Annotated in this window: 16 protein-coding genes and 6 pseudogenes; 2 read left to right on the top strand and 20 right to left on the bottom strand. The window is 49.8% G+C overall.

All coding sequences use genetic code 11. The features are described from left to right. Position 1: 1 nt before the first annotated feature. Positions 2-361, bottom strand: coding sequence for an Asp23/Gls24 family envelope stress response protein (locus tag L0M14_RS09330; RefSeq protein WP_235121849.1), 360 nt, complete (start codon positions 359-361; stop codon positions 2-4). 378 nt (positions 362-739) lie between these two features. Between L0M14_RS09330 and rpmB the strand changes: the two genes are divergently transcribed. Next, complete coding sequence (gene rpmB / locus L0M14_RS09325) at positions 740-928, top strand: 50S ribosomal protein L28 (protein WP_235121848.1); 189 nt, start codon at positions 740-742, stop codon at positions 926-928. A 70-nt stretch (positions 929-998) separates the two neighbouring features. Here rpmB and spoVM read toward each other — a convergent pair whose 3' ends face one another. From spoVM to L0M14_RS09230, 19 genes and pseudogenes are all read right to left on the bottom strand, one after another. Beyond that, the gene (gene spoVM, locus L0M14_RS09320) at positions 999-1,079 is read right to left on the bottom strand and encodes a stage V sporulation protein SpoVM (protein ID WP_014652194.1); all 81 of its coding nucleotides are present in this window, start codon (positions 1,077-1,079) and stop codon (positions 999-1,001) included. Between the two features lie 214 nt (positions 1,080-1,293). Next, a complete protein-coding gene (locus L0M14_RS09315) occupies positions 1,294-1,539 on the bottom strand; it encodes a hypothetical protein (protein WP_235121847.1) in 246 nt (81 codons plus the stop codon). A gap of 21 nt (positions 1,540-1,560) precedes the next feature. Continuing rightward, entirely contained in the window at positions 1,561-2,211 is a 651-nt protein-coding gene (gene rpe / locus L0M14_RS09310; RefSeq protein WP_235121846.1) for a ribulose-phosphate 3-epimerase, read from the bottom strand. Between the two features lie 5 nt (positions 2,212-2,216). Then, positions 2,217-3,143 carry a ribosome small subunit-dependent GTPase A gene (rsgA, locus tag L0M14_RS09305; protein WP_235121845.1) on the bottom strand — a complete coding sequence of 309 codons (927 nt, stop codon included), beginning with the start codon at positions 3,141-3,143 and terminating at the stop codon, positions 2,217-2,219. Continuing rightward, positions 3,064-5,261, bottom strand: a pseudogene (gene pknB / locus L0M14_RS09300) (Stk1 family PASTA domain-containing Ser/Thr kinase). Before pknB ends, rsgA begins: the two are co-directional and overlap by 80 nt. A gap of 6 nt (positions 5,262-5,267) precedes the next feature. After that, positions 5,268-6,023: a Stp1/IreP family PP2C-type Ser/Thr phosphatase gene (locus L0M14_RS09295; RefSeq protein WP_235121843.1), complete on the bottom strand. Its 756-nt coding sequence runs from the start codon at positions 6,021-6,023 to the stop codon at positions 5,268-5,270. Positions 6,024-6,038: 15 nt separating this feature from the next. Next, complete coding sequence (gene rlmN / locus L0M14_RS09290; protein ID WP_235121842.1) at positions 6,039-7,082, bottom strand: dual-specificity RNA methyltransferase RlmN; 1,044 nt, start codon at positions 7,080-7,082, stop codon at positions 6,039-6,041. A gap of 187 nt (positions 7,083-7,269) precedes the next feature. Beyond that, a complete protein-coding gene (gene rsmB, locus L0M14_RS09285; protein WP_405030827.1) occupies positions 7,270-8,766 on the bottom strand; it encodes a 16S rRNA (cytosine(967)-C(5))-methyltransferase RsmB in 1,497 nt (498 codons plus the stop codon). A 92-nt stretch (positions 8,767-8,858) separates the two neighbouring features. Continuing rightward, the gene (fmt, locus tag L0M14_RS09280; RefSeq protein WP_235121841.1) at positions 8,859-9,836 is read right to left on the bottom strand and encodes a methionyl-tRNA formyltransferase; all 978 of its coding nucleotides are present in this window, start codon (positions 9,834-9,836) and stop codon (positions 8,859-8,861) included. Then, positions 9,833-10,315 (bottom strand): peptide deformylase, encoded by a 483-nt coding sequence (gene def, locus L0M14_RS09275; RefSeq protein WP_235121840.1) that lies wholly within the window; start codon positions 10,313-10,315, stop codon positions 9,833-9,835. Before def ends, fmt begins: the two co-directional genes overlap by 4 nt. Before the next feature lie 65 nt (positions 10,316-10,380). Beyond that, positions 10,381-12,891 carry a primosomal protein N' gene (priA, locus tag L0M14_RS09270; RefSeq protein WP_235121839.1) on the bottom strand — a complete coding sequence of 837 codons (2,511 nt, stop codon included), beginning with the start codon at positions 12,889-12,891 and terminating at the stop codon, positions 10,381-10,383. Positions 12,892-12,903: 12 nt separating this feature from the next. Then, a pseudogene (coaBC, locus tag L0M14_RS09265) lies at positions 12,904-14,120 on the bottom strand (bifunctional phosphopantothenoylcysteine decarboxylase/phosphopantothenate--cysteine ligase CoaBC). A gap of 78 nt (positions 14,121-14,198) precedes the next feature. Then, entirely contained in the window at positions 14,199-14,414 is a 216-nt protein-coding gene (gene rpoZ / locus L0M14_RS09260; RefSeq protein ID WP_235121838.1) for a DNA-directed RNA polymerase subunit omega, read from the bottom strand. Positions 14,415-14,417: 3 nt separating this feature from the next. Then, positions 14,418-15,056 carry a guanylate kinase gene (gene gmk, locus L0M14_RS09255; RefSeq protein ID WP_235121837.1) on the bottom strand — a complete coding sequence of 213 codons (639 nt, stop codon included), beginning with the start codon at positions 15,054-15,056 and terminating at the stop codon, positions 14,418-14,420. Next, entirely contained in the window at positions 15,046-15,306 is a 261-nt protein-coding gene (gene remA / locus L0M14_RS09250; protein ID WP_009672664.1) for an extracellular matrix/biofilm regulator RemA, read from the bottom strand. The genes gmk and remA overlap by 11 nt, the downstream gene beginning before the upstream one ends. Before the next feature lie 32 nt (positions 15,307-15,338). Beyond that, positions 15,339-16,224, bottom strand: a pseudogene (locus tag L0M14_RS09245) (YicC/YloC family endoribonuclease). A gap of 29 nt (positions 16,225-16,253) precedes the next feature. Next, positions 16,254-18,127, bottom strand: a pseudogene (locus L0M14_RS09240) (bifunctional homocysteine S-methyltransferase/methylenetetrahydrofolate reductase). Between the two features lie 197 nt (positions 18,128-18,324). Continuing rightward, positions 18,325-19,156, bottom strand: a pseudogene (gene dapF / locus L0M14_RS09235) (diaminopimelate epimerase). 167 nt (positions 19,157-19,323) lie between these two features. Further along, positions 19,324-22,112: pseudogene (locus tag L0M14_RS09230) on the bottom strand (calcium-translocating P-type ATPase, SERCA-type). Between the two features lie 235 nt (positions 22,113-22,347). Between L0M14_RS09230 and L0M14_RS09225 the strand changes: the two are divergent. Continuing rightward, complete coding sequence (locus tag L0M14_RS09225) at positions 22,348-24,096, top strand: Rqc2 family fibronectin-binding protein (RefSeq protein WP_235121836.1); 1,749 nt, start codon at positions 22,348-22,350, stop codon at positions 24,094-24,096. Positions 24,097-24,102 lie beyond the last annotated feature (6 nt).

Genomic DNA, 24,102 nt, shown 5'->3' with positions numbered 1-24,102 from the left:
GCTATTTGGCCACACGAACACCTTGAACAAATATATTTACATCGTCCACATGAAGACCCACGACGTCATTTAAAATATACTTAACCTTCGTTTGCACATTGCTGGCAACGACAGATATCTTGGTTCCGTAACTGACAATAATATAAAGATCAATTTCAAGTCGGCCGTTCTCGCGTCTGATCTCAACGCCTCGGCTGAAATTCTCTCTTCCGAGCAGCTCGGCAATTCCATCCTTCAGCTGTTTTCTTGTTGCCATGCCAACAAGTCCATAGCATTCTAGAGCGGCGGAACCCGCTAAGGTGGAAATCACTTCATTGGTAACTGTTACTTTTCCAAATTCCGTACTGATTTCAATTGGCATTCTATAACAACTCCTTCGCGTTTTCTTTAAGAAAACGTGTTTCTTTCGAATAAGCTGCGCGCAGTATCTGCGAATTCATATCCATTCGCATTCCGGCCTGACCGACGTATTTCGACATTTGCAACCTAATCTTACTCTCTATGTAAGTGATTATGGACTAATCTTCATTCTACTATAACATAAACAATAAATAAACGGTAAAAATACAGGTAACTCGTTGACTAGGCTTGCTGGGCTATGCTATTATATCTGAGTATGTTTTTTCTGGCTGCATCACATGAATAGAAGAAGCCAAGTCTAACTATGAGGAAAGCTGTCATGTCAAGCTTAGGCTTGCCACCCAGGCTGCTTTGTATACTGCCGAAGGAGGTGTCAAACATGTCCCGCAAATGCTTTATTACAGGTAAAAGTCCAGGCACTGGAAATCACGTTTCCCACGCTAACAATAAAAACAAGCGTACTTGGGGTGTTAACGTTCAAAAGGTTCGCATCCTCGTTGATGGAAAACCTAAACGTGTCTACGTAAGTACACGTGCGTTGAAGTCCGGTAAAGTGACTCGCGTTTAATCGCGGCAAGATAGACAAAAAGCACCTAACCGGTGCTTTTTTTGCGTTTCTGGGTTAAGTATCGCTTAGCCTAGTTTTTGCTGAATGTGTTAAGTACGGCCTTCACGAATCCACCCAAAAATTTTGGCAGCTTGATTGTGTAGAACTTCATCTTCTACCCCTCCTTAGAGTTTTCGCAAAGAAAACTTACTCCGAAAGAGTAAGCTTCACAGGTTGCATCACTGCTCCTTGCATCGTCATCACAGTATATGCCCAGACCGCAAAAACGTGCTTTCAAATGGATTGCTTCCTTAGTAAGAACCGTCTCCAGAAAGCAAAAAAAGCTACAAGAGCATGTCGCTCTTGTAACTATATGTATGCGAGTTCTATCCAGTTATGCTGCCCGAATACGAGTATAGGGCAAATCCTAGGCTCAACATGAAATAAATGACCACGGAAAGAACGATGAACCAAATTCGGTGCGCCTTCTCTTCAAAACGTCTAAAGAAACGAATTCCAGCGTATAGAGCACCTAATGAAAACAAAAATTTGGACATATCGTGGATATTCGTGTACAGCGTTAACAACACACCGCACATGAGGCTGTAAATGAACAACCAGAGAATTTTCAAAGGCTCCAGCTCCCTTTCAAGCTACCCGCGAATTCGGCGTATCGCATCAGCACGATCCGGCTTTCCAAACACGGCGTTGCCGGCTACCAGTACATCCGCTCCCGCCTCAACCACTTGGCGAGCAGTAACCTCGTTAATTCCTCCATCCACCTCAATATGCAGCTTATGAAGTCCTTTCGCATTCGCATGCGCCCGCAGCGCTTTGATTTTGTCCAGCATGCCGGGAATGAACGCTTGTCCCCCGAAACCCGGATTGACCGTCATAATCAATACCAGATCCAGATTCTCATCCAACACGTGCTCAATGAGCGAAATTGGAGTCGCCGGGTTCAACACCACTCCTGCACGGACGCCGTTTTCTTTAATAAAGTTAAGTGTCCGGTGCAAATGCGTACAGGCTTCAACATGCACAGAAATCAAATCTGCGCCAGCTTTTACAAAGTCGGCGATGTAGTGGTCCGGCTGCTCAATCATTAAATGTACATCGAGCGGCAGCTTCGTTATAGGTCGAATCGAGTCGACAACTAGCGGTCCGATTGTAATGTTCGGCACAAAATGTCCGTCCATCACATCCACATGGATCCAATCCGCGCCGCCTTGCTCCGCTTCTTTAATTTCTTCCCCAAGCTTGGCAAAGTTTGCCGATAAAATAGATGGCGCGACAACTACCATTGTGGTTAATACCTCCTCTTCCGTTCTTTCATTTCAGTTAAGAACAACAAATAATGATCGTAACGAGACGCTGCCACCCGGCCTTCCTCTACAGCTTCTCTCACTTTACAGTTCGGTTCGTGCTGATGGAGGCAGCCGCGGAACCTACACTCTTCGGCTAACGGCACAAATTCTTTAAAACAGCTGCCCAATTGTTCGGCTTCAAGCTCCATGAAGTCCAGCTGACTGAACCCTGGAGTATCAGCTACGTATCCACCGCTTTCAAGCGGAAGAAGCTCCACATGCCTAGTGGTATGCTTTCCTCTTCCGAGCCGTTGACTAATCGCATTCGTCTCAAGATCGATCCCTCTGATCATTTCATTGAGCAGCGAGGATTTACCGACGCCGGATTGACCGGCAAACACACTCAAACGGTCCTTTAAGGCATCCTGAACCGCTCCAATGCCATTATGCATCTTGGAGCTGGTTGTAACGATCGCATATCCAATTTCTTCGTACAGCTTACGGATCTGATCAAATTCAGCTACAGTCAGCTGTCCGCTTCCTGCTTCTTCATTCTCAGCAAGCAGATCATGCTTCGTGAAGCAAAGTAGGACATCCAGCCCTGTACTTTCAATATGAACCAAGAACTTATCGAGCAGTTGTAAATTAAGAACCGGCTCTGTGACGGCAAACACAAGAACGACCAGATTCACATTAGAAATGGGGGGCCTGATGAGCTCAGATGTGCGGGGAAGGATTTCGGTTACCGTTCCTTCCCCATTCTCCGTAAGCTCATACATGACTTGATCCCCTACCAGAGGGGAAATGTTCTTCTTTTTGAACACTCCCCTGGCTCTGCAGGTGATCGTATCAATCTCCCTGATATTTGCGCCTTCCGGCAGTACATAGTAATAACCGCTTAATGCCTTCACAATGAATCCTTGCGGCATTAATCCTGTCCTCCAGTCCCTTGTATAGCCTTGATGCTCTCCGTTTGGCCTTGGCCCCTGCGCCGCTTCCGGAACCGCCTACGGGAATAGCAGGGCCGCTATTTTGCTGCTTAGGTGTGGTACTCGGCGATACACTCGGATTCGGAGATACGGTTTTACCGTTCTTTTGATCTTCATAATCTTGGTAAGTCCTAGTGATGGAGTTGATCAGGTTGTCTCCCTCTTTGATTAAGATGACCGCCTTCTTATCCGGCGAAACGATGACCTTAACCTCCAAGTTTTGCGGCTTGCTAACCCGCTCCGTTTTGTATTCGAAATTGTCGTACTGAGCATCGCTCACAACAATTTTGAATTCCGAATCCTTGCCTTCCTCGGTCGGCTTCACCGGAATGCTCACACTGAGCTGGCCTGCATCTTCAGGCAATCCGTCACTGATCACCAAGGTAATTTCTTCGCCTTTGGACACTTCCGCATCCTTGTCAAACGGGAACTGCTTCGTCACTTTCCCTTTCGGGTATTTATAGCTCTTTTCACGTGTGATGCCATTCGCCGGGAGCTTAAGTCCGAGCTTGGTAATTTGCTTTTTCGCATCTTCCTCGGACATGCCGACTAGATCAGGCATCTTGAAGGTTTCTTTTGCTTTGCTCACCGTCAAGGTAATTGCCGCTTTCTCCAGCTCAAACTCTTGCCCAGGAGAAGGTGTCTGCTGCTGAATAATATCCGCCTTTTCCTCGGCGGTACCTTGATTAATCGTAATTTGATTGTCATTGATACCCAGCGCTTGCAGCTTCAGTTTGACATCGGCCAGTGTTTGCCCAACGTAATTGTCCAGTTGGACCTTGGCCACACCTTCACTGACGTATAAAGTAACCTTCGTCCCTACATTGAGCCTCATCCCGACTGGATCTTGACGCACCACGACGTCTTTTGCTTCATCGCTTTTTTCGTATACGACGTTTGAAGTAAGTCTTGCTGCCGTAAGCTCAGCCTGCGCCTGAAGCAGCGGCCTATGCTCTACATTCGGCACTTCAACGGTTTCAACCGTAAACATTCCTTTCACAAAGCCAACCAGATACCACATGCCGCCCAAAACAATAAGCAGCACGACAATCCATATCGTCGGTTTGATCCAGGTCTTCTTCTTGGGAGGAGCAGACTCTTCCCGCCAGACCGGTTTTTCTGCCGGTTCTTCTTCTTTGAAATCATTCAATTGATTCGGCCGTATCGCAGGCATCACCAAGGTCCGCTCGTCATCCATTCCTTCCGAATCCCAGAATGTAACCTTCGGTTCATTTCGGCGATCCGCATGAAGGCAGGTATCGAGGTCCTCCATCATTTGTTTAGCGGATTGATACCGTTCCTCCGGCTTTTTTCTCATTGCCTTGAGAATCACATTCTCCACACTTTGCGGGATAAGCGGGTTCACCTTCCGAGGCTCTTCCACTTCCTCTTGCAAATGCTTAAGGGCTACACTGATCGGGCTCTCGCCTAAAAAAGGCAATTTGGCCGTCAGCATTTGATACATAACGATGCCTAACGAATAAATATCCGACTTCTCACCGGTATTCGTCCCCTTCGCATGCTCAGGTGAAAAGTAATGAACCGAACCCACTACGGAGCCAGTCTGCGTAATTGTAGAAGATGTAGCGGCGCGCGCAATGCCGAAATCCGTTACCTTCACTCGCCCGTTCCTGCCGATCAAAATATTGTGGGGCTTGATATCGCGGTGAATAATCTCATTATGGTGTGCATGATCCAGCGCATCTGCAATTTGACTGGCGTAGTGCACAGCCTCCTCCACTTGAAGCGGAGCTTTTTCCTTGATCAAATCATTCAAGGTTGTTCCTTCGATATATTCCATCACAATGTAATGGACTTCGCCTTCCTGCCCGACATCATAGATACTCACGACGTTGGGATGAGAAAGTGAAGCGGCCGCTTGAGCTTCTCTGCGGAAACGTCTGATGAATTCCTCATCGTGAACGTATTGCTGACGGAGCACCTTAACCGCAACCTTACGGTTCAACAGCAAATCATGCCCCTTATAAACTAAAGCCATCCCCCTCCGCCAATCCTCTCCAGGATTTCGTAACGGCCTCCAAGCTTTCTACCGATCAACTCTCATCACCCCTTTTTCTCGTCCGATTCAGTATCATGCGTAAACAGTACGACTGTCACATTATCATCTCCACCGGCATCCAGTGCACTTGCTACAAGCTTGGTAGCTGCTTCCTCTATATCAGGATGGGATTTGACAATCTCCTTGATGAATGCAGGGTCAACTAAGCCGCTAAGACCATCCGTACAAATGAGAATCGTCTCGCCTTTGCGCCAAGCCACCTCATACAAATCAACTTCTACTGTAGGCTCGGTTCCCAGCGCACGGGTAATCCAATTGCGCCTAGGGTGGTGATCCGCTTCCTCCAGTGTAATCTGCCCGGTTTTGACCAGTTCATAAACTAGAGAATGATCCTCCGTCAGCTGCGTAATGGTATCACTGTCGATTTTATAGGCTCTGCTGTCTCCGATATGGCCAATAATCAGCAGCTCTTGCGAAGCGATGCAGGCGACGACCGTCGTGCCCATACCATGATAATTTTCTCTCTGAGAGGCGAACTCATAAATCTTTTCGTTTGCCGTTTCAATGGCCTGCTTCATCACCGCTTTACATTCCTCTACCGGCATTCCCCAATGTATGCCCTGCAGGCCAGTCTCAATCAGTTCAATCGCCATTGTACTTGCAATATCCCCAGCTTGGTGACCGCCCATGCCGTCGGCTACAATTGCCAGTGACAACCCGTTCAGCTCTTTGTGGATCGCAGCTCGGTCCTCATTCACCATTCGAACCTTGCCGATATCCGTCCGGCTTACCATCTTCATCCCGATTTCACCTCATTACTTGCTCTCCATATGCTTGGCACGCAGTTGTCCGCAGGCCGCAGCAATGTCACTGCCTTGCTCACGGCGTATGGTCGCATTGATTTTGTTTTTCTCGAGAATACGCTGAAATGTGAAAATATCGTCTCTAGGCGTTCTTTTAAAGTCCCGCTCGGCAACAAAATTTACTGGAATTAGATTCACATGGCTAAGCGGCATTTCCTTAAGCACCTGGGCCAGCTCCTCCGCATGCTCCGGCTGATCGTTCACCTCGCCCATTAACGCGTACTCAAATGTGATCCTGCGACCGGTCTTAGCGGTATAATACTTGCACGCTTCAACCAAATCGTTAAATGGAAATCTCCTATTCACCGGCATCAACTTAGAACGAAGCTTATCATTCGGAGCATGAATGGAAATAGCCAAATTCACTTGCAGGTTCTCATCAGCAAATTTGTAAATATTCGGTACGATTCCGCTGGTAGAAACGGTAATATGACGCTGACCGATATTTAGTCCCTTCGGATGGATCATGACCCGGAGGAAATTCATCGTCGCTTCATAGTTCTCAAATGGCTCGCCGATCCCCATAATGACGATGGAGCTCACACGTTCATTCGTTTCATCCAATAGTTTTTGAGCTTTAACAACCTGCGCAACAATTTCTCCAGGACGCAAATCTCTTTTCAAGCCGCCCAGCGTCGAAGCGCAAAACGTGCAGCCCACTCGGCAGCCCACCTGTGTAGTCACGCAAATGCTGTTGCCGTAATTATGCTTCATGACCACCGTCTCAATTGCATTCTTGTCTTCCAGCTCAAAGAGAAACTTCACCGTGCCATCCTGAGACTGATACTTGGCAATCTCTGAAAGTGTAACAAACTCGAATTGCTCCTTGAGCTTCTCTCGCAGCGCCTTGGGAAGATTCGTCATGTCATCAAAGCTGAAAACGCGCTTCACGTACAGCCAGTCGAATATTTGTCCGGCCCGGAAGGCGGACTCACCGTTCTCTTTTACCCAGTCTTGCCACTCGTCCCAATTTAAATCATACACAAATGGTTTCACATTGATCACAACCTGATTATTTAGTCAGAAAAGTTTTGCTAATCTTATGTATTTTATCACAAACAGAGACCGAACACACATCCCCCTGCCTGTGTGTAGATAGTATCAGCAAGCAGCCAATGGCAAGTACTGCGCTTCACCAATGACTGCTGAGCTCATCATTTACCTCTACCAACATTCCAGCGCCTTATCTGCGTTTTTGAAGTCTGGCGATAAAGAAGCCGTCTGAACGGAACTGCTGCGGAAAAATCTGCACCATTCCGGCTTGTGCATCCTGCTGTTCAATCGCTTGAAAAGCCTCTGACGGCAGCGGTGCCAAATCAAACTCATCGTGCTGCTCCAGAAAATGTCGGACAAACTCATCGTTCTCGGATCGCTCAATTGTACAAGTACTGTACACCAGTATCCCTCCTGGCTTCAGCAAACGATGCACCTTATCGAGCAGTGCTGATTGAAGGTTGCAGATGTTCGATACATCCTCCTCTTCCTTGGCCCACTTCAAATCCGGCTTACGGCGGATTACGCCGAAAGCCGAACAAGGCGCATCCAGCAGGATGCGGTCGAACGATTCCGGAGCAAAGTGCTCCGGCAGCTCTAACGCATCCATAACAAGTGTATGGATGGAAGTAAGCCCGAGCCGCTTAGCCTGATCTTCGATCAGCTTGCGCTTGTGCTCGTGCAAATCGCACGCCCAGATTTCACCCTGGTCGTTCATCTTCTCTGCGATGTGCGCCGTCTTACCTCCCGGCGCCGCGCAGCAATCCAACACCCGCATGCCCGGCTGCGGGTCCAATGCCTCAGCGACGAGCATCGAACTCTCGTCCTGAATCGAATAGTCCCCCTGCTGAAAGCGGGGGTCCAGCGCCATGTTGCCGGCGCCTTGCACAAGGATGCCGGCTGGCGCCAGCGGCGACGCTTCCGCGCGGATGCCGCTCTCCTGCAGCTCGCGAAGCAGCTGCTCGCGATCGGCGCGCATCGCGTTCGCGCGAAGGCTCAAGTGCGGCGGCTCATTGTTCGCCGCACAGATTTGTTCCGCCAGCTCGACACCGTACTGGCGGATCCAACGGCGTACGAGCCATTCCGGATGGGAATGGCCGTACGCGATGCGCTTGACGTCGCCGAACGCGGTCGGCAGCGTCAGCTCTTCCTTGCTGCGGATGATACTGCGCAGCACGCCGTTGACCATGCCCGAGATGCCCTGATGGCCTCGGCGCTTCGCTATCTGTACGGCTTCGCTTACGACCGCATGGTCAGGTATGCGGTCCAAATACTTCAGCTGGTACAAGCTCAGCCTCAGCAAGCATACTACCCAGGGCTCCAGCTTAGCGAGTCCCTTGCTGACAAAACGTTCGAGAAAAAAATCAATCGTGTTCTTACGGCCGATTGTGCCGTACACTAACTCCGTAGTAAGCGCGGCATCCGCGCGCTCCAGCGCATATTTTTGCAATGTCTGATTGAGCAGTAAGTTGCTGTAGGACTGGTTTTCCTCGACACGAACAAGCACATCAAGCGCGGCTTCCCGTGCCGAATGCGCAACAGCGCTGCTTGTCGCAGCGCTCTGGGATCGATGCTTTGAAGTTTTGGTTGCAGGCGGCTTTGCGCCCGCAGGTGATGAGTGGTTCGCAGCGGGGCGCTTGCTTGCATGTGCGCGGCCCTGCGTACGCTCTGGTTTTTGCGTTGACAATTGGTTTCCCTCATTCTATTGCTATTGATATCCCGCTTTTGCGATGCAGCAAATAGCGTTGCGATTTTCCATAAATAGTAATTGCAACCTGCCTAGCCCAGCACAGTTCCTGCGGGAATCTTAACTCCTCGTAAAAACTGGGCTGCATCCATAGCTTTCTTACCGGCCGGTTGAATGTGCGTAAGCCAGATTGTTCCGTTACCGGTCTTCACTTCGATCCCTTGCTCACCGCTGTTAACGACCGTGCCAGGTGCAGCAGAGGCACCCTGCAAATGAACCTCCTTGCGGCTAGCCGGAGAATCTCCGCTCTCTTTGGAAACTGGATTTGCACAAGCCCATACCTTCATGACATCCCCATTCCATAAGGTGTATGCACCTGGAAAAGGATGAAGCCCGCGAACCTGATTAAAAATGTCCGCTGCTGATCGAGACCAATCGATGATCTCGTCTTCTCTGCGAATATTCGGTGAATAAACGGCTTCCGCTTCGTTCTGCGGAACAGCTTGTAGGCGTCCGGCAAGAAGGTCGGGCAGCGTTCTTTTCAACAATTCAGCACCCGCTATGCTCAATTTATCGAACATCGATCCGGTGGTATCCGTGTCCTCGATTGTGACCTCCACCTTGCTAATCATATCGCCGGTATCCAGCCCTTCAGCCATATACATAATCGTGACGCCTGTAACCTGTTCGCCGCGGATAATCGCATGATGAATCGGAGCTCCGCCCCGGTATTTGGGCAGCAAGGATGCATGGATATTGATACAGCCGTGCTCGGGTAGCTCTAGCACAGATTTTGGCAAAATCTGACCGTACGCCGCCGTTACTATCAAATCGGGCTTTAACCCGCGCAATACTTCCACCGATTCCGCCTGTCGCAGCTTTTCCGGCTGAAGGACCGGAATCCCGTGCTTCTCTGCTTCAACCTTGACAGGTGTTGGCGTAAGCACCCGTTTGCGGCCCTTCGGACGGTCAGGCTGCGTTACAACAGCAATTACGCGATACCCTTCTTCCAGAAGCGCACGCAAGGAAGGCACGGCAAATTCCGGCGTTCCCATAAATATGATATTCAATTGGAATCTTCCTCTTCTTCGCCTGTATAGGTCTTGAGCGCCAAATCCGTAAACAGCACACCGTTTAGATGATCGATCTCATGCATAATACAACGCGCCAGCAATTCAGTACCTTCAACAAAAATCTCATTGCCATTGCGGTCCTGCGCTTTGGCTTTGACTTTCATCGGTCTGCTGACATCCCCGCGGAGTCCTGGAATACTTAGGCAGCCTTCCGGTCCGGTCTGTTCACCGCTGGAAGCAATGACCTCCGGATTCACCATTTCAATTAATCCCCCATGCTCATCGCCGCAATCCATGACAACTACCCGCTTCAAAATCCCAATCTGCGGAGCCGCCAAACCGACGCCTTCAGCATCGTACATCGTGTCTGCCATGTCGTCGAGCAGCTTATGTAAGTTGGAGTTGAATTTGGTCACGGTTACTGCTTTCTCACGCAATACCGGGTCCGGGTCTTTCACAATAATTTTAATCGCCATAAAACCACACCTGCCTCTATATTGTTAAAAAGATCTGTTGGGTGCATCGAACTGCCATCCATATGTTACATTAAGTATTGCGGATCCACATCCACGCTGATCTGCAGCTTTTCCTTGGAAGACCGCTCCTCAAACCAGGACACCGCGCTGCCAATCAGCTGCGAAGCCTGAACATTCCCCCGATATTTTACCACGCATTGGAATCGATATCTATCTTTGATTCGGGATATTGGTGACGCAACAGGTCCTAAAACCTCCATATGAGCTGGTTCCGGAGTCTGTTCCACAGCTGAAAATAAATCATTTTCACTTCTAAGCTGATCTGCTGCCAGTTCCTTCAGTCTCGTGACAAAAGCTTCAGCAGACTTGACCAACAGCGGAAGCTCCTCATGTGAAAATGTAATCAAGATCAGTCTTTGAAAAGGGGGATAACCTAAGGTTGCTCGAATATCCAGCTCATGATTGGCAAATCCGCCGAAATCATGCCTGCTCGCACATTGAACGCTGTAATGCTCTGGCGTATAGGTTTGTACAAAGACCTCGCCCAGCTTTTCATGCCGTCCCGCCCGCCCCGCCACCTGGGTCAAAAGCTGAAAGGTTCGTTCCGCCGAGCGGAAATCGGGCAGGTTCAGAACCGTGTCGGCAGCGATAACGCCAACGAGCGTCACATCCGGGAAATCCAATCCCTTGGCAACCATCTGGGTTCCCAGCAAAACATCCGCTTGCTTCTCTCTGAACATAGTCAGCCACTTTTCGTGGGAGCCCTTCTCCGTGGTAGTGTCTACATCCATGCGAATGACGCGTATGCCGGGAAACAGCTTTCCGAGCTCCTCTTCGACGCGCTGCGTACCTGTTCCGAAATGACGAATATGCTCGGAGCTGCAGCTTGGACATTGCGATACTTCCCGCTCCGCATAACCGCAATAATGACACCTCAGCATGCGAGAGCTTTGATGATACGTCAGAGAAATGTCGCAATGTGGGCAGGTTGATACAAACCCGCATGTCCGGCACATCACGAATGTCGCATATCCACGCCGGTTCAATAGTAAAACCGTCTGTTCTTTCTTGTGTAACCGTTCTTCAATCGCTTTATACAGCGGGCGGCTGAACATAGACCGGTTTCCGCCCTTCAGCTCCTCACGCATATCCACAATATGAACCTTCGGCATTGGCCGTCCCGCAACCCGCTGCTGCATCAAAAGCAGCCGGTAGGAAGGCTTTCCTCCTCGATAGCTTCGAGTGCGTTGAATACTCTCTAAGGAAGGAGTCGCCGAACCAAGCACAACGACTGCTTGATGCTGAAGAGCTCTCTGTACCGCAATCTCGCGGGCATGATACTTAGGACTCTCTTCTTGTTTGTACGAGGATTCATGCTCCTCATCAATAATAATGAGCCCAATTCGGGTAAATGGCGCAAATATCGCCGAGCGAGCTCCAATGACGACCTTTACTTGCCTGCGCGTAATTTTCCGCCACTCGTCATATCGTTCTCCGTTAGACAAGCGGCTGTGAAGAACAGCAACCAAGTCACCGAAGCGGCCTTTAAACCGCTCCACCATTTGCGGAGTCAGCGAGATCTCGGGCACCAGCACGATAGCTTCTCGCCCTTGGTCCAAGCATTCTTGAATGGACTGCAAGTAGACTTCCGTTTTACCGCTGCCGGTCACGCCCTGTAGCAAGAACACTTCATGCCGATGAGCCGCTACCGCACTCTGGATTTCTTGGAAAACATGATCCTGCTCATCCGTTAACGGCAGCGGTTTGGTGCGGAGGAATGTCCTGCCTGCATATGGATCACGGCCGACTTCAACTTCACGCAATTCAAACCAGCCTTTGTCCGACAAGCTCTTAACGGTCCCGGCCCCGACTTGCAGCTTATCCATGAGCTCTGCCAATCGAATCGGTACGGGATGATCCATCAGGAAGCGAAGTACTTCTTTTTGTTTCACTGCACGTACCGAAAGCTCTTGAACCGCATCTTCCAAAACGCCGATTTGTTCCGGCGGGAATATAGTTAATGCTTTTTTGGTATTCATGCGGTCTTTGACAATCTGAACCTCGCTGAGAGCGCCACTTTCAATTAACTGTTTAACTAGAAGCCCCTCATTAGGAAATCGTTCCATCAGAGCCTCCATGCCAACAGTCCCTTTTAACCTGACAAATTCTAAAATATCTAAAACGTCGGGGAGCGCCGTACGAGCCTGCTCACCAGCATGGTCCCCTATTTGAATCCCACGTTCATACTTCGCTTTAAGAGCACCGGGCAGCATGGCCTGCAGAGCTGTTACTTCATGGCATAAATACATGCCGCTCATCCATCTTCCAAGCCCGACAAGCTCCGGAGTCAAAGGAGGCACTACGTCCATCACATGCTGAATGGCTTTAACTCGTTTTGGATCTACACTGCTTTCCTCTTGAAGCTCCACGACAAATCCTTGAAGTACCCGGGGGCCGAATGGAACCCCGACTCTACTGCCCACCTCTACCCATTTGCGAAGCGGCAGCGGCACTACATAATCGAATGCCCGGTTGGTCTGCTTAGCCGGCACATCCACGATGACTTTTGCATACATCCCCATTCCCCTTTACAACCCTGAGCTTTCCTTATTCGGCGCCATACGCGCAGCCGTCAATTCGAGCAGCTTGCGCGCTACCTCCATCTTGCTGAGCATCGGAAGTGCCACTACAAGACCGTTCCGATCGTAAATACGAACGATATTGGTATCTATGCCGAAGCCCGCTCCCTCCTGCGAAACATCATTGCCGACAATCAAATCACAGTTTTTGCGGTTCAGCTTATCCATAGCCCGTTCGTCGAGCAGCTCCGTCTCCGCAGCAAAGCCAACAACAATTTGCCCTTTTTTGCTCGCTCCGATCTCCTGTAGAATGTCAGGATTTTTGACGAGTTCCAGGGTCAAGGTTTCGGACTTCTTCTTTATTTTTTGACTAGCGATTTCAATAGGTCTATAATCCGCTACGGCAGCCGCCTTCACAATGACATCCTGTTCCTGCAATCTGCTAAGAACAGCTTCTCTCATTTGCAGTGCAGATTGGATGTTGATCCGTAAGACTCCATCTGGACACGGCAATGCCGTAGGACCAGAGATGAGCGTCACTTCCGCCCCCATTTTCGCTGCCATTTCCGCGATGGCATACCCCATTTTGCCAGAGGAATCGTTGGTGATGTAACGAACAGGGTCGATCCTTTCGACCGTCCCCCTGCCGTTACAAGCACTCGTTTCCCTTGTAAAATTCCTTGTCCTGTAAAATGACGTTCAATGGCTGCAAAGATCTCCTCTGGCTCCGCCAGTCGCCCTTTGCCTACATACCCGCACGCTAGCTGGCCTTCTCCAGGTTCAATAAATCGAACGCCTCTACTTCGTAAGGTGGACATATTCGCTTGTACAGCTGGGTTGGCATACATATGCACATTCATCGCAGGTGCAGCCCAGATCGGGGCCGTCGCTGCCAAGAGTGTTGTGCTCAGCATATCGTCGCCAAGCCCTAGCGCAAGCTTGCCAAGCATATTGGCTGTAGCTGGCGCGATCAACATCAAATCGGCACGATCCGCCAAATCAATATGTGCAACAACCGACGCATCCTTCTCATCGAACGTATCCACAAATACGGGATGCTTGGACAACGTTTGAAACGTCAGGGGAGCAACAAATTGTACCGCTGAGTCCGTCATGATCACCCTTACTTCGGCACCTGCTTGGGTTAGCTTGCTGGTGAGGGCAGCAGCTTTATAGGCCGCAATGCCGCCGCACACTCCTAATACGATTGTTTTCCCTTGAAGCACACTCATCGGAAGACCTCCTTCTTGGGATTCCTCTTGACGGGAAAAAAATAACAACCACTAGGGTTGTCGGATCAAGCATTATTTCACGAGTTCTTTGGTCTGGATTTTCTCGTAAGAGATCAGATCACCGTACAGTTCTTCCAAGGCAATGCCGACGTTTTTGTGGGATTTTTGTCCTTTCAACTCGGTCTTGGAACCGTCTCTTAGCAATCTGGCTCGCTTTGCAGCGGCAACCACCAACGAATATTTGCTGTCTACTTTATCAAGAAGCTTATCAATTGAAGGGTACAACATGATTTACTTCACCTCACCAATCCATTGAATAATTTTCGGAAACATGCGGTCTTTTTTGCAATGCTCAGCCGCAAGTATTGCCTGAATCTTCGAACATGCGGTTTCCACACGGTCATTCACAATAGCGTAATCGTAGTGTTCCATTAAGCGGATTTCGTCTACGGCAACCGACATACGGCTTTGAATAACCTCTTCCGTTTCGGTTCCTCTTGTCACAATCCGGTTCTGCAGTTCGTCGAGAGAAGGCGGCAGCAAGAAGATGAACACACCTTCAGGAAACTTCTGCTTGACTTGAAGAGCTCCTTGCACCTCGATTTCCAGAATAACATCATGCCCGGAACGAAGCGTGTCCTCGACAAAACGTCGCGGTGTGCCGTAAAAATTGCCGACATACTCCGCCCATTCCAGTACTTCGTCAGCATCAATAAGCTGCTGGAATTGTTCCCTGGTTTTGAAAAAATAATTCACGCCTTCCACTTCGCCCTGTCTTGGAGCGCGTGTAGTCGCGGACACGGAATACACAATATCCGAAGACAGCTTGCGCAGAGCTGCGCAGACAGTTCCTTTGCCGACACCGGAAGGACCCGACAATACAATTAATATGCCTCGTTCGCGTTCTAATGTGTTCGTATTACTCGTCATGATCATCGTCCTTGTTCGAAAGTCGATGCGCTACCGTTTCAGGTTGTACCGCCGACAAAATAACATGATCACTGTCGGTGATAATAACGGCACGGGTTCTTCGTCCATATGTAGCATCAATCAGCATGTGGCGATCGCGCGCCTCCTGAATAATCCGTTTGATCGGCGCCGATTCCGGGCTAACGATCGAGATAATTCGGTTCGCTGAAACGATATTGCCGAACCCGATATTGATTAGTTTGATAGCCATTCAACTTCCTCCTCGCGAAGCGCTCTCGCACCTCACTCGATATTCTGTATTTGTTCCCGCATTTTTTCCAATTCGGCTTTCATTTCAATGACTCTAGACGTCAGTTCAGCGTAGTTAGCCTTGGAACCGATCGTATTGACCTCGCGGTTCATCTCCTGAATCATGAAATCAAGCTTGCGCCCCACCGGTTCACCGGATGTCAAAAGAGCTTCACACTGAGAAAAATGGCTTTGCAGTCTGGTTAGTTCTTCATCAATATTGGAACGATCTGCAAATAAAGCAATCTCTGCGGCCAATCTCTGCTGATCAATGGTGGTCTTGATCCTGCAGCAAGGACTGAATTCTGACTCTTAGCTTAGCTGCGTAATCTTGGACAACCTGTGGAGCATAAGCTCGAAGCTCCGCATGAGCGGTTTGTAAGCCGCCCAGCTTAGCCGCAATATCTTCAGCAAGATGGACTCCCTCTCGTCGTCTCATCTGCGACAAAGCGGCCACCGCTTCGGTCATGCATTCACATAGCTCTTGCTCCACTACATCATCAGATTCAGGTCGTTCTTCTCTCGTCTGCACCAAATCCGGCAGCTTTAACAGATCCATCAGTGAAACCTGTTCCTGAAAGCCATATCTTAGCTTCAATTGCTCAGCAGCTTGCATATAGGCATCCGCTAAAGCAATGTCAACGGATACCTCTTTTGGGAAAGCCGCTTCCTTTTCTACAGTTACAAAGACATCGACACGTCCCCGCTTGACGGTTTGCAGCACTGTCTTTTTCAATGGATCCTCAAAACGCGCCCATTCCTTGGGCATCCGAATCGCGACTTCACAGTATCTATGGTTTACCGATTTCGCCTCAATAAACACCTTATAACCCGCAAAGGAACGGCTCGCTTGTCCGAACCCGGTCATGCTGCAAATCATCCTGTTCACATCCATTACCCTATTTTAATTCATTTTGAAAGTGGGTACAAGTGGAAATCATGACGATTCGACTTTTCCCACACATAGTTCGTCAATTGAACGCTCATTTCATAGAGCAGGAAAGGCGTCATCAAATAGATGCCGTTAAAATATTTCATAGCTGCGTCCAGGAGCTCCTTGGCGATCTCAACGCCAACAGCGCGTCCTTCTTCGCCCTTCAAGTCCTTCATGCGAGCCCTGACTTCATCGGAAAGCTGAATGCCCGGCACTTCATTATGCAAATATTCGGCGTTGCCTCCACTGGCAAGCGGCGCTATACCTAGGAAAATAGGCACATTCAGATGCTTGGTAGATTCATAGATTTGCTCGATCAATTCAGCGTCGTACACGGGCTGTGTCATGATATAATCGGCCCCTGCTTCGATTTTACGTTCAAGCCGCTGCACGGCTTTGTCTAAGTGCTTGACGTTTGGATTGAACGCGGCGCCAACGACGAAGCTAGCTTTCTTCTTTAGCGGCTTGCCGGAGAAGGCAATCCCTTCGTTCAACTGCTTGATCATGCGGATAATCTCAAAGGAAGTAAGGTCATAAACCGACTTGGAACCGGGCAGATCGCCAAACTTGGCCGGGTCGCCGGTCACAGCAAGCACATGGTTGATACCGAGCGCGTGCAGCCCCATCAGATGGGACTGTGTCCCAATCATGTTGCGGTCGCGGCACGCGATGTGGATCAGCGGACGCGCGCCCAGCTTATCCTGCACGAGATGGCCGAGTGCCAGGTTGCTCATGCGCGTTACCGCAAGCGAGTTGTCGGCCATCGTAATGGCGTCGACGTGCGCGTCCTGCAGGGCCTTCGAGCCCTGCATAAATTCTGTCAATGTCGAGATCCCTCGGGGGATCTAACTCGACAATGACGGTCTTGCGCTGCTTGACGATGTCCAGCAGCGTTGGCTCTTCCGCCGGCGGCGCAGGCTGCGCCGGCTCGATCACGCGCACGGCAGGCGCGTGCGCTGAAGCGGCGCCTGGCGCCGCCGGCACGTAGCCGCTGAGCGCCTTGGCGACAGCGGCGATATGCTCCGGCGTCGTGCCGCAGCAGCCGCCGATCAGGTGCGCGCCGAGGTCGGCGAGGCGCAGCGCGCTCTCGGCGAAGTACTCGGGCGTCGCCGCAAAGGGTAATCTTCCCGTCCACGTAGTCGGGAAGTCCCGCGTTCGGGAACGCGGAGAATGGCACGCCCGAAAGCGGGGCTAGGCGCTCCATGGAGCGCAGGATGCCGTTCGGGCCGACACGGCAGTTGAAGCCGATTACGTCGGCCCCGCCGTCCTTCAGACGCTCGAACGCCTCTTGCAGTGGCACGCCGTCAGCCGTGCTGCCGGCCGCTTCTGTCGCGAACTGGCAGATTACCGGCAGGTCACTCATGCTTCGAATGATGCCCAGAGCAAGCTGCAGCTCCTCGAGATCGTAGAACGTCTCCAGCTGCAAGCCGTCCACCGGCGAGTCCAGAAGGAAGCCGATTTGTTCACGAAGTGCGACTTCTACATCGGCTGTACGTACGTTTTTCCTTTTCCCCGCACGAATCGATCCAATTGCCCCCACCACGTAGGCTTCGCTCCCGACAGCCTGTCTGGCTAATGCTACGCCTGCACGGTTAATCGCCTCAACATCACCTTCCAGACCATATTTGGATAATTTCTCGCGGTTGGCCGAGAAGGTATTCGTTTCAATAAGACGAGCACCGGCCTCAAAATAGCGTCGGTGCACGTCGACAACCGTTTCCGGTCTGAGCAAATTCAGTTCTTCATAAGAAATGCCGACAGGAAATCCCATCTGATATAAGTAAGTCCCCATAGCGCCGTCTCCGGTAAGGATACTTGTCTGCAGCGCCGTACGAAGATCCGTTTTCATCGCAACTCCCCATTTACTGAAAAAATGTAGTTCTACTGTATCACAAAAAGAGAGGGAATAATAAGACAAAAGCTTATCAAATAATTTGATACAACTTATTACACTAGCTTACATAGCTTACATAGCTTTCATAGCTTTCATAGTTTTCATGACTCACATACTTGCATCGCATCCTGATGCATTGTTTTGTTCCCCGACTACAAAACTCCGTTGAAAACCTCCTCTGCCGGCCCCGTCATATATACGTGGTTGTCGTCTTCCTTCCACTCAATATGCAGGTCCCCGCCTTTCAAAGGAAACGATCCCTTGACGATCCGTAAGACCATTCAAGACAGCGGCAACAAGCGTAGCGCAAGCTCCGGTACCGCAAGCAAGAGTTGGTCCCGCACCGCGTTCCCAAACTCGCATATCCGCGTAGTCACGGCTTTTTACAGTAACGAACTCGACATTGACTTTGCGTGGAAACACCGGATGCACTTCCAGTTGCGGACCCCAAGCATCGAGGTCGAAATGCACGGCGTCATCCACAAAAATCACACAATGCGGGTTCCCCATGGAAACAGCTGTGAAACGGAATTCTTTTCCGCCGACTTCGATCGGGTGATTCAGCACAGGCTCTTGATCAACTGTGGTTGGCACCATCAAGCCATTTAGAATCGGCTGTCCCATATCAACGCGTACGGTCGCCACTTTTCCGTCTTTTACATTCAGCTGCACCTTCTGCACGCCAGCGCCCAAAGTTTCGACCGTAATTTCTTCATTCGACGTCATTCCATGGTCATATACATATTTGGCTACACAGCGGATTGCATTGCCGCACTGCTCGGCTTCAGACCCGTCTGAGTTAATGATACGCATTTTAAAATCCGCTTGCTCGGAGGGAAGAATATAGACCAGGCCGTCTGCACCAATTCCAAAGAATCGATTGCAAAGCTTCACGGCTAACTGATCAACTCCAACCGGCAGCTCTTGCTCTCCTGCTATAACAATAAAATGATTGCCTAATCCATGCATTTTGGTAAAGTTCATGGCTCTCCATTAGCTCCTATACTCGTCGTTTAGCCAATATCATAGCGTAAAAGCAGTTCGTTGCAAAGCATTTTCAAGCAAAAGAAAGGCTGCTACTCATTGGCATGATGTGCACCTACAATAAAAAGAGCCGCCACAGGGGCAGCTCATGATATGTTGGTTGGTTCTTAACGGAAGCTTGGCTTTTTGCTGTAAGACGCGCCGCTGGAGCGCTTGGTCTTCTTCGGAGACAGAACGCTGCCAAGCCCCATCAAGAATGTTGGAATGCCGGCGGCGATCAATACAAGAATCCAATCCTTCCAACCGAGCGGAACTGTTTTGAAGATTGGCTGCAGTTGATCTACATACATCACGGCGAGCATTAAAATCAAGGAAGACAGCACAGCAAGCACCAGATAGCGGTTTTGCAGCGGATTGCGATGGAAAATAGAACGCGAACTGCGGCAATCAAATACATGAATAAGCTGCGCCATAACTAATGTGGCAAACGCAACACTTTGCGCTTTGACCAGCGTCTCTGGGTCATCCGGATTTACACGGAGAACAAGCCAGAAAGCTCCCAGTGTGCATATGCCAATCAAAATCCCACGGCTGATAATTTTCCAACCCAATCTTCTGGCGAAAATGTTCTCTTTGGAGGAACGCGGATGCTGCTGCATCAGATCTTTCTCCGCTTGGTCCACCCCCAGAGCCATCGCAGGGAGCCCATCTGTAACGAGGTTGACCCATAAAATTTGAATCGGGACAAGCGGCAGCGGCATGCCGGCCATCATGGCGATAAACATCGTCATAATTTCACCTACGTTAGATGCCAGCAAATACCGGATGAACTTACGAATATTCTCGTAAATACCACGGCCTTCTTCTATAGCTGCCACAATCGTCGCAAAATTGTCGTCACTGAGAATCAGCGATGAAGCTTCCTTTGAAACATCCGTACCGGTGATTCCCATTGCGATCCCGATGTCAGCCGCTTTGATCGCAGGCGCATCGTTGACCCCGTCTCCGGTCATAGCTACCACATGTCCTTTGCGCTGCAAGGCTTTGACTATTCGAAGCTTATGCTCGGGCGAAACACGTGCAAATACGTACATATCATCGATTTTGGCATCCAGCTCTTCATCAGAAAGAAGTCCGAGCTGCTGCCCGCTCATACTGATGCCGCCTGTCGGCAGCATGCCTAGCTGCTTCGCGATGGCCTCAGCTGTCGTGAGATGATCCCCCGTAATCATGACCGTACGGATACCAGCTTTACGGCATTTGGAGATCGCTTCGCGTACTTCCTTACGCGGTGGATCGATCATGCCGGTTAGGCCTACGAATACCAGTCCATTCTCAATATCCTCGGAATCTTCCCAACGATCCGTGCTTTTCAGCTCCTTGTAAGCTAGCCCAAGTACGCGAAGAGCTGATTTAGCCATGCCTTCGTTGGCGGACATCACTTTTTGCTTTAACGTGCTCGTAAATGGAATGACTTTGCCGTCCCACAGGATGTAGCTGCAGTGCTGAAGCAGCACATCGGGAGCACCCTTCGTGCAGGCTAACCTTCCCCCATCATAGGAGACCAGAACAGACATTCGCTTGCGCTCAGAATCGAACGGAAATTCAGCGATTCGTTTGAATTGATCATCAAGCTGATCTTGGGTAATTCCACCTTTGGCGCTGAGAACAACCAGTGCGCCTTCTGTCGGATCGCCTTTGATGCTCCAGGTCGAAGCTGTATCTTCTGCAGCTTCCTTCCCTCTCTTGCGCTTCTGTTCTTGCTTTTCCTCATACAGCGACGCATTGTTACAAAGCAAAGATACCTGCAGCAGCTTATTCAGCATTGGGTGTTTGCGCGGATCCGCCTGCTGACCATCTGCATGAATGTGACCATTCGGGGAATAGCCGTCGCCTGTCACTTCCAATATATCTCCGCCTACCCAAATGTGGGTGACGGTCATCTTGTTCTGCGTCAATGTGCCTGTCTTATCGGAGCAAATCACCGATGCGCAGCCCAGCGTTTCAACGGATGGCAGCTTACGAACGATCGCCTTCCGTTTAATCATGCGTTGAACGCCAAGAGCCAAAGCGATCGTAACAATCGCCGGTAATCCTTCAGGAATAGCAGCAACCGCTAAGCTAACGCCGGCCAAGAACATAGCATATGGCGGCTGTCCATGCATAATACCAGCCACAACAACAAGAATAGTGAGTGCGATCGCGACGATAATGAGAATCTTGCCTAACTGCTCCAGACGGTGCTGCAGCGGCGTCTCCATCGATTCTGTGTTTTGAATTAAATCAGCGATCTTGCCCATTTCCGTATCCATGCCCGTCCGAATTACTACGGCCCTGGCTGTGCCTCTAGACATCATCGTTCCCATGAAGCCAAGATTTCGTTGGTCCCCTAAGGCCACTTCCGTATTCGGCAGCGCATCCGTCATTTTGCTCACCGGTACGGATTCGCCAGTTAATGCAGATTCCTCAATATATACACCGTTCGTTTCAGGAACCTCACATCCGCGGGGATCCGATCTCCGCTTTCCAGCAGTACGATATCGCCAGGGACCAGATCGCGCGCTGGAACTTGGTGAATGCCACCTTCCCTAATTACCTTGGCATGTGGCGCGGACAGCTCTTTTAGAGCACGCAGCGAACGTTCAGCCCGAAACTCTTGCAGAAATCCTAAAATACCGTTCATCATGATAATGACGACGATTGTAATCGCATCGAGATACTCGCCCAATAGACCCGAGATTAATGTCGCGCCAAGCAGCACCAACACCATAAAGTCTTTAAATTGATTCAGAAACAGCGTTAACGGCGAGATGCGCTGTCCTTCCGCAAGCTCATTGCGTCCAACCTCAGCCTGACGCTTGATCGCTTCTTCCCAGGGCAACCCTTGCTGCATACTCACCTGCTGAGATTGCAAGACTTCTTCCGCCGTCATCTGGTACCAATTGCTCTGACTCATCCGCCCTTCTCCCTCCCAATTCCTCCATGTACTTGCCTTTCCTCGAAATAGGGTTACTTGTCCGTGTCCTTCCCGAACTGGACCCAGTAAACAACCTCTGGTACGTAAATGTATTCAGACAAGCAGGAAAATATCCCTGAAATCATCTTTCCGAGGAAAAGCCGCTTAAGTTTTTGCTGAAAATATGGCATGATAGAGGCTAGCAGTTTCAACATAGAATGGAGTTGTATGGAGTATGGCATTAGACGGACTCGTTCTGCATGCGCTTGTGCATGAGCTTCAAGCATGCGTAGGCGGACGAATAAACAAAATTCACCAACCGAACGATAACGATGTTCTGCTGCATATCAGGGCGCAGGGACAAAATATAAAGCTCTTGCTTTCCGCAAACCCTACCTACCCAAGGATTCACGTAACCAGCCAACAATTCACAAACCCTCTGGAAGCACCCATGTTCTGCATGCTGATGCGGAAGCATTGTGAAGGCAGTGTGATCGAGGCCATCGAGCAAGTTGGGATGGAACGTGTCATTCGTATTCAAGTGCGCCAGAGAGATGAGCTTGGCGATGTGAGCACCAAAGTGCTTCTCATCGAAATTATGGGGCGTCATAGCAATATCATGATTTTGGATCCATCTACCGGAACGATTCTAGACGGAATTCACCACGTCACTCCTGCAATCAGTTCCTACCGCATTGTCATGCCGGGGAGTAAATATACCGCGCCTCCCGAGCAAGAGAAACGCAATCCGCTGAACACAAACAAAGCCGAGTTCATGGAAATGATGCATGCACATGAAGGTGAGAAAGCTGAGAATCGAATCGTGAACAGCTTTAGTGGTCTTAGCCCATTAATTGCAAAGGAGATTGTGTATCGAAGCGGATATCCAAGCGGAGAAGAACTGACGGAGGTCATTCTAGAGTGGATATGGAAGGCTTTCCGCGAACTGATGGAAGCGGCCACCAACAACAGAATTGAACCTGAAATTGTGGAAAGCCGAGAATCGGGAAAGCTCTATTTTGCTATGACCCGGCTTACTCACATCGATGGGGAACCTACTCGATTTGCTACGGTAAGCGAGTGCCTCGAAAGCTTTTACGGTGATAAAGCCGAACGGGATACAGTCAAGCAGCGGACAAACGATCTGTTTCGTTTCCTTCAAAACGAGCTCAATAAGAATATGAAAAAGTTAGAAAAACTGCATGAAACCCTGGAAGAATCCAAGGATGCAGACAAATTCAGGATTTCAGGAGAACTGCTCAATGCATCCCTTCATACTGTGAAAAGAGGAGATAAGGAGCTTGAGACCGTCAATTATTATGACGAGGACCAAGCCTTGATCCGTATTGTATTGGACCCTCTTCTGACACCATCGGAGAATGCACAACGGTATTTTAAAAAATATACCAAAATGAAGAACAGCACTTCGATTGTTCAGGAACAGATTGAGCAAACCCATCAGGAAATTGATTATTTGCGGACCCTGCTGCAGCAGCTTAGTTCTGCTTCTATGGCTGATATCGAGGAAATTCGTGAGGAGCTCGTTGAACAAGGCTATGTAAGGGACCGCCAGAAAAAACAACGGAAAAAGAAAAAGCAGGATAAGCCGATCCTTGCTTGTTATCTATCCAGTGACGGCATTCCGATCTATGTAGGCAAAAACAACACGCAGAACGAATATTTGACAAACCGTCTCGCCGGTTCCAATGACACATGGCTGCATACGAAAGATATTCCCGGCTCTCATGTTGTGATTCGCAGCGACAGTTTTCCAGACAGCACGTTGCTAGAAGCAGCTGAGCTTGCCGCCTACTACAGTCAAGCGAAGCAGTCCAGTCAAGTGCCTGTAGATTACACATTAATCCGGCACGTTCATAAGCCCAACGGCTCCAAGCCGGGGTTCGTGATTTATGTCAATCAAAAAACAATCTATGTTACACCGGAAGAACAAAAAATAAAGCTCATGAAGCTCACCATGAAGTAACTAAGC

This window comes from Paenibacillus hexagrammi (genome assembly GCF_021513275.1).
GTDB lineage: Bacteria > Bacillota > Bacilli > Paenibacillales > NBRC-103111 > Paenibacillus_E > Paenibacillus_E hexagrammi.
This window is presented reverse-complemented; position numbering and strand designations above follow the sequence as displayed.

Excerpts from the sequence above, each read along its gene's own strand:
- L0M14_RS09330 (WP_235121849.1), bottom strand. The coding sequence starts at position 361 with ATGCCAATTGAAATCAGTACGGAATTTGGAAAAGTAACAGTTACCAAT.
- def (WP_235121840.1), bottom strand. The coding sequence starts at position 10,315 with ATGGCGATTAAAATTATTGTGAAAGACCCGGACCCGGTATTGCGTGAG.
- remA (WP_009672664.1), bottom strand. The coding sequence starts at position 15,306 with ATGGCTATCAAACTAATCAATATCGGGTTCGGCAATATCGTTTCAGCG.
- rsgA (WP_235121845.1), bottom strand. The coding sequence starts at position 3,143 with ATGCCGCAAGGATTCATTGTGAAGGCATTAAGCGGTTATTACTATGTA.
- priA (WP_235121839.1), bottom strand. The coding sequence starts at position 12,891 with ATGTATGCAAAAGTCATCGTGGATGTGCCGGCTAAGCAGACCAACCGG.
- spoVM (WP_014652194.1), bottom strand. The coding sequence starts at position 1,079 with ATGAAGTTCTACACAATCAAGCTGCCAAAATTTTTGGGTGGATTCGTG.
- L0M14_RS09295 (WP_235121843.1), bottom strand. The coding sequence starts at position 6,023 with ATGAAGATGGTAAGCCGGACGGATATCGGCAAGGTTCGAATGGTGAAT.
- L0M14_RS09225 (WP_235121836.1), top strand. The coding sequence starts at position 22,348 with ATGGCATTAGACGGACTCGTTCTGCATGCGCTTGTGCATGAGCTTCAA.
- gmk (WP_235121837.1), bottom strand. The coding sequence starts at position 15,056 with ATGACGAGTAATACGAACACATTAGAACGCGAACGAGGCATATTAATT.
- rpmB (WP_235121848.1), top strand. The coding sequence starts at position 740 with ATGTCCCGCAAATGCTTTATTACAGGTAAAAGTCCAGGCACTGGAAAT.
- rpe (WP_235121846.1), bottom strand. The coding sequence starts at position 2,211 with ATGGTAGTTGTCGCGCCATCTATTTTATCGGCAAACTTTGCCAAGCTT.
- rpoZ (WP_235121838.1), bottom strand. The coding sequence starts at position 14,414 with ATGTTGTACCCTTCAATTGATAAGCTTCTTGATAAAGTAGACAGCAAA.